The following is a 6,589-nucleotide window of genomic DNA, read 5'->3' on the forward strand; positions in this document are numbered from 1 at the left end:
CCGCGGCTGCACGTAATACGCGTGCACGAACTCCCGAATCTCCACCGCCGTAAAACCCACACCCACCGTCATCACCAATACTCCTCACTAATCGCGAACTGACTCACGACCAGCCTGGCGCAGAGGGGCATCAACCATTTGCGCGGTGTGGATGTGGTTGGTGGGTCCCCAAAGATGGCGCTCGTGCCCAAAGAGCAGCGAACCCACCTTTGGGTATCCCTCGACCACTCTCGCACTGCGGAAGTAGCTGGTGGGGGCTCAAAGGGCGTGGGGCGGGTGACATCGAGCACGGTGTGAGCGGGTGGGGCTGATGAGGGGTCCGTCTGGTGGAACGGGCGACGAAAAGAATGGTGAACGGGTGTTTACCATGGGGTGTGAGGGCGCGGGCGGTACTGGGGGTTTTGGGATCTTGCGGGGTCCTGGTTTCGGTGAGTCAGACGCTGGTGGTGCCGTTGTTGCCGCTGTTCCCGCAAATCACGGGGGCGCCGGCGACTGATGTCAGTTGGTTGCTGACGGTGACGCTGTTGACGGGGGCGGTGTTCACGCCGTTGCTCGGCCGGGCTGGTGACATGTACGGCAAGCGGCGGGTGCTGCTGATCGCGTTGAGCTCGATGGTGATCGGCTCGCTGTTCTGCGCACTGAGTTCGTCGCTGCCCGTGCTGATTGTCGGCCGCGCGTTCCAGGGGGCTGCGATCGCTGTGGTGCCGCTCGGCATCAGCATCTTGCGCGACGAGCTCCCCGCGCGCCGCGTGATCCCGGCGATCGCGTTGATGAGTTCGACCCTCGGCTTCGGTGCTGCGTTCGGGATTCCGGCCGCGACCCTGGTGGTCGAATACTTCAACTGGCACACGATGTTCTGGATCTGCGCCGGCCTCGGCCTGCTCGACATCATCCTGGTGCTGCTGGTCGTCCCGGAGTCGATCGTGCGGACCAGCGGCCGCTTCGATGTATTCGGCGCACTCGGGCTCGCGGCGTTTCTCGTCTGCCTCCTGCTCGCGGTCTCAAAGGCCAGTACCTGGAGCCCCGGTACGACGATTGCTCTCGCCGCGGCCGCCATTGCCGTCGTACCGGTTTGGGTTTGGTATGAGCTGCGGACGATCAGCCCGCTCGTCGACCTCCGGGTCTCGTCGCGGCCGGCCGTGCTGTTCACCAACCTCAGTGCACTGCTGATCGGCTTCGCCTTCTACGCCAACTCGTTGTCCACCGCGCAGCTCGTGCAGGAGCCGACGTGGACCGGGTACGGGCTCGGCGCTTCGATCGTGGTGAGCGGCCTGTGCCTGCTGCCAGGCGGTGTTGCGATGGTGCTGCTGTCGCCGGTCTCGGCCCGGATCTCGGGCGCCCGCGGGCCGCGGTTTTCGCTTGCGATCGCCGCGTTCATGATGGCCGGCGGGTACGTCGTTCGCTTGTTCACCAGCCAGTCGATCGCCGGAATCCTGATCGGCGCGACCGTGGTGGCGGCCGGTACGGCGATCGCTTATTCGGCACTCCCGGCTCTGATCATGCATGCTGTGCCCGTGACCGAGACGGCGGCTGCCAACGGCCTCAACACCCTGATGCGCACAGTCGGGACCGCGATCTGCAGTGCGATCGTGGCGACCGTGCTGACCACTGTGACCGTGACGGACGGCGAGCGAGTCGCCCCGGCCCTCTCGGCATACCTGCTCATTTTCGCGATCGCCGGCGTCGCCGCAGCGGTCGCGGCGGGCCTAGTCTTCCTGATCCCCGGCCGCAAGCAAGCGAGCGCAGCATGATCGACCCAGGCCGTACGGCGATCCTCCGCGCCGCCCGGCGGGCTTTCGCGCTGCAGCCGTACGCCGCGGTCACGTTGCGCGGGATCGCGAGCGAGGCGAATGTCAGCGCTGCCTTGATCGTGAAGCACTTCGGCAGCAAGGAAGCGCTGTTCGAACGCGTCGCGGACTTCAGTGAAGCGGCCGAGTTGCTGCTCGCTGCGCCGGATGCCGAGCTCGGAGCGCACGCCGTCCGGACGGCCGTTACGTATCGTCGCGACAACAACTTGGACCTGCTGCTCCGCGTCGTCTTCGCGGCGGGCGGCGGTGACGAGCGCGCCCTGATCCGGGAACACTTCCATGATCAGGTGACCCGCGCGTTCGCGAACCGCCTGACTGGTCCGGATGCCGACCTCCGGGCCGAGCTGATCACCGCCCACCTGCTCGGTCTGAGCGCCGCGATGGCGATCGAGCGAACCGGCCCGGCCGCCAGTGCGGAGGCCGAGCAGATCGTGGCGCTGTACTCCCCGGGTATCCAGGCCTTGATCTACTGAGCCTGAACCGTTCGAAATATGAACAGCCATCTCCTATGCTGGACATAGAGGCTGAGATCTGGCAGTGGCGCCGCTAGCATGGTCCGACCAGCTGAGAGGCGCTGCAACGGACCGTGATGGTCCGCCACGCTCGGGTGGGGCCTCGGTGGGAGGCACTGTTGCAAGGGCGCCTCCGGAGCGAATCTGGAGGTGGCGCGACGGATGAGTAGCGAGTCTCAGCTCAGGGAAATCCTGGCGGAGCGGGTGGCGGTACTGGATGGTGCTTGGGGCACCATGCTGCAGGGCGCCAACCTGATGCCGGAGGACTACACGGGGGACCGGTTCCTCAACCACACCCACGATCTGACCGGTGACCCGGACCTGCTGAACCTGACCCGCGAGGACGTCATCCTCGACGTCCACCGGCAGTACCTGGCTGCAGGCGCCGACATCACCACCACGAACACCTTCACCGCGACCAGCATCGGCCAGGCCGACTACGGCATGGAGGCCTACGTTCGCGAGATGAACGTGCGCGGCGCGCAGCTGGCTCGCCAGGCCGCCGACGAGTTCGGTGGCCGGTTCGTCGCCGGGTCGATCGGCCCGCTGAACGTGACCCTGTCGCTGTCCCCGAAGGTCGAGGACCCGTCGTACCGGGCGGTGACGTTCGAGCAGGTGAAGGCGACGTACGCCGAGCAGATCGCGGCGCTCGACGAAGGTGGCGTCGACCTGCTGATGATCGAGACCATCTTCGACACGCTGAACTGCAAGGCCGCGATCGCCGCCGCCCAGGAAGTCGCGCCGCACCTGCCGCTGTGGATCTCGGTGACGATCGTCGACCTGAGCGGCCGGACGCTGTCCGGGCAGACCGTCGAGGCGTTCTGGAGTTCGATCGAGCACGCCAAGCCGCTGGTCGTGGGCGTCAACTGCGCATTGGGCGCGGCCGAGGCCCGTCCGCACGTGGCCGATCTGGCCCGCTTCTCCAACACCTTCGTCGCCGCCCACCCGAACGCGGGTCTCCCGAATGCTTTCGGTGGGTACGACGAGACGCCGGACCAGACCGCCGGGCTCCTGCAGGAGTTCGCCGAGTCGGGCCTGGTCAATATCGTCGGCGGTTGTTGCGGTACGACGCCCGCCCACATCAACCGGATTGCGACCGCAGTCAAGGGTCTGCCGCCGCGGCCCGTCGTACCGACCGATCATGTCACCCGGTTCTCCGGCTTGGAGCCGTTCAAGATCAGCCCGGACACCGGGTTCGTGATGATCGGCGAGCGGACCAACGTGACCGGCTCGGCCCGGTTCCGCCGGCTGATCGAGGGCGACAACCACCAGGCCGCGGTCGACGTGGCGCTGGAGCAGGTCCGCGGTGGCGCGAACCTGCTGGACGTCAACATGGACGCCGACCTGCTGGACTCCGAGCAGGCGATGACCACGTTCCTGAACCTGGTCGCGACCGAGCCCGAGGTGGCCCGGATCCCGATCATGATCGACAGCTCGAAGTGGACGGTGCTCGAGGCCGGCCTGAAATGCGTGCAGGGCAAGGGCGTCGTGAACTCCATCAGCCTGAAAGAAGGCGAGGAGGAGTTCCTCGAGCGGGCCCGGATCATCATGAGCTACGGCGCCGGCGCCGTCGTGATGGCCTTCGACGAGCAGGGCCAGGCCGACACCGCCGAGCGCAAGGTGGCGATCTGCGGGCGTGCGTATGACCTGCTGACCGGGATCGGTTTCCCGGCCGAGGACATCATCTTCGACCCGAACGTGCTGGCCGTCGCGACCGGCATGTCCGAACACAACGGCTACGCGCTCAACTTCATCGAGGCGTTGCCGAAGATCAAGGAACGCTGTCCCGGCGTCCACATCAGCGGCGGTATCTCGAACCTGTCGTTCTCGTTCCGTGGCAACGACATCGTCCGCGAAGCGATGCACTCGTCGTTCCTGTACCACGCGGGCAAGGTCGGCCTGGACATGGGAATCGTGAACGCCGGGCAGCTGGCGGTCTACGAGAACATCCCGAAGGACCTGCTGGAGCTGGTCGAAGACGTCATCTTCAACCGCCGTGAGGACGCGACCGACCGCCTGGTCACCTTCGCCGAGAACGTGAAGGGCAAGGGCACCCAGCGCGAGATCGACCTGACCTGGCGCGAGGGCACGGTCGAGGCGCGGCTGTCGCACGCGCTGGTGCACGGGATCGTCGACTACATCGAGGAAGACACCGAAGAGGCCCGGCAGAAGCTGCCGCGGCCGCTCCAGGTGATCGAAGGCCCGTTGATGGACGGGATGAAGGTGGTCGGCGATCTGTTCGGCGCCGGCAAGATGTTCCTTCCGCAGGTCGTGAAGAGCGCCCGCGTCATGAAGCGCTCGGTGGCCTACCTCGAGCCGTACATGGAGGCGGAGAAGGAGCTGGCCCGGCTGGAGGGTCGCACCGAGGACGTTCGCGGTCAGGGCAAGGTCGTGCTGGCGACAGTCAAGGGCGATGTCCACGACATCGGCAAGAACATCGTCGGGGTTGTCCTTGGCTGCAACAACTATGAGGTCATCGACCTCGGTGTGATGGTGCCGGCGGCAAAGATTCTCGACACGGCCATTGCCGAGGGCGCCGATGCGGTCGGGCTGTCCGGCTTGATCACGCCGTCGCTCGACGAGATGGTTGCGGTCGCGAGTGAAATGCAGCGCCGTGGCCTCAAGCTTCCGCTGCTGATCGGCGGCGCGACCACGTCGAAACAACACACCGCGGTTCGCATCGCTCCGGCGTACGAGAAGATCACCGTGCACGTGCTCGATGCGTCGCGCGTGGTTGGTGTGGTGTCGGATCTGATGGACGACGATCGGGCCGAAGCGCTTGCCATCAGCAACGCTGAGGACCAGGAGCGGCTGCGAATCCAGCACGCCAACAAGCAGCGCGCGCCTCTGCTGACCGTCGAGCAGGCTCGCGCGAACTTCGAGCCGGTCGAACACGGTACGCCGCCGGTGCCCGCCTTCACGGGGTTGCGCCGGGTGGAGCCGAGCCTGGAGGAGTTGCGAGCGATGGTCGACTGGCAGTTCCTCTTCCTGGCTTGGGAATTGAAGGGGAAATACCCGGCGATCCTGGAGCAGCCGGTGGCGCGCGAGCTCTTCGATGACGCGCAGACGCTGCTCGACGAGATCATTGCCAACGGCTCCTTCCAGGCCAAGGGTGCGTACGGGTTCTGGCCGGCGCACAGCGAACGCGACGACATCCTGCTCGACGGCATGGACATCTCGTTCCCGATGCTGCGGCAGCAGACCGAGAAGCCGGCGGGTCGGCACAACCGTTGCCTGGCTGACTACGTGGCTCCCGCGGACGACTACCTCGGTGGTTTCGGGGTGGCGATTCACGGCGCCGAGAAGCTGGCTGCGGTCTACGAGGCCAACAACGACGACTACCGCGCGATCATGGTGAAAGCCTTGGCCGATCGGCTCGCCGAAGCGTTCGCCGAGTGGATCCACCTGGAGGCGCGAAAGGCGTGGTTCGAGCCGGACGTGGAGCCCTTGCTGTCGGATCTGCACGCGGAGCGCTTCCGCGGAATTCGTCCGGCGCTCGGCTACCCGGCCAGCCCTGACCACAGCGAGAAGCAGGAGTTGTTCGACCTGCTCGAGGCCGACAAGCTGGGTCTCGCGCTGACCGAGTCCTTCGCGATGACCCCGGCTGCTGCCGTCTCCGGTCTGATCTTCCAGAGCCCGGCCGCGCGCTACTTCAGCGTCGGCCGCCTGGGCAGGGACCAGATCGAGGATTACGCCGTTCGCCGTGGTGAAACCGTCGAGGAAATCGAGCGCTGGCTGCGACCAAACCTGGCCTACGACCCGGCTTAGTCTGAGCGCATGACTGTGACCGTGCGCCCAGCCGTTGCTGCCGACTCCGACGCCATCGCGTCCATCTGGCACCTCGGCTGGGCCGACGGCCACCACGGCCACGTCCCCGAAGAGCTCGTCGCCATCCGTACCAAACAGTCCTTCTGGACCCGCGCCACCGACCGCTTCCCCGACGCCACCGTCGCAGTAGTCGGCGACGACGTCGCCGGCTTCATCATGGTCGTCGACGACGAGGTAGAACAGGTCTACGTCTCCCGCGACCACCGAGGCTCCGGCGTAGCCGGCGTGCTGCTGACCGAGGCCGAACGTCAAGTTCGCACCAACGGGCACCCCGAAGCCTGGCTGGCCGTAGCCACCGGCAACGCCCGAGCCCGCCGCTTCTACGAACGCTCCGGCTGGACCGACACCGGCCCCTTCGACTACCCAGCCTCGGTGGAGCGTGGCACCCTCCCAGTCCCGTGCCACCGCTACGTGAAGCCGGTCTGACCCCCTCCAATCCTC

The 6,589-nt window shown here is 66.4% G+C and carries 4 protein-coding genes; all 4 read left to right on the plus strand.

Features of this window, described 5'->3' with window-relative positions:
* Positions 1-347 precede the first annotated feature (347 nt).
* Positions 348-1,751, plus strand: coding sequence for an MFS transporter (locus tag E1263_RS41505; RefSeq protein WP_132177827.1), 1,404 nt, complete (start codon positions 348-350; stop codon positions 1,749-1,751).
* Positions 1,748-2,281, plus strand: coding sequence for a TetR/AcrR family transcriptional regulator (locus tag E1263_RS41510; RefSeq protein ID WP_132177821.1), 534 nt, complete (start codon positions 1,748-1,750; stop codon positions 2,279-2,281). Before E1263_RS41505 ends, E1263_RS41510 begins: the two co-directional genes overlap by 4 nt.
* A 201-nt stretch (positions 2,282-2,482) precedes the next feature.
* On the plus strand, positions 2,483-6,088 hold the full coding sequence (metH, locus tag E1263_RS41515) for a methionine synthase (protein WP_132177823.1): 3,606 nt from the start codon (positions 2,483-2,485) through the stop codon (positions 6,086-6,088).
* A gap of 9 nt (positions 6,089-6,097) precedes the next feature.
* On the plus strand, positions 6,098-6,574 hold the full coding sequence (locus tag E1263_RS41520; RefSeq protein WP_132177825.1) for a GNAT family N-acetyltransferase: 477 nt from the start codon (positions 6,098-6,100) through the stop codon (positions 6,572-6,574).
* Positions 6,575-6,589 lie beyond the last annotated feature (15 nt).

The sequence above is a fragment of the Kribbella antibiotica genome, from assembly GCF_004349055.1.
Classification (GTDB): domain Bacteria; phylum Actinomycetota; class Actinomycetes; order Propionibacteriales; family Kribbellaceae; genus Kribbella; species Kribbella antibiotica.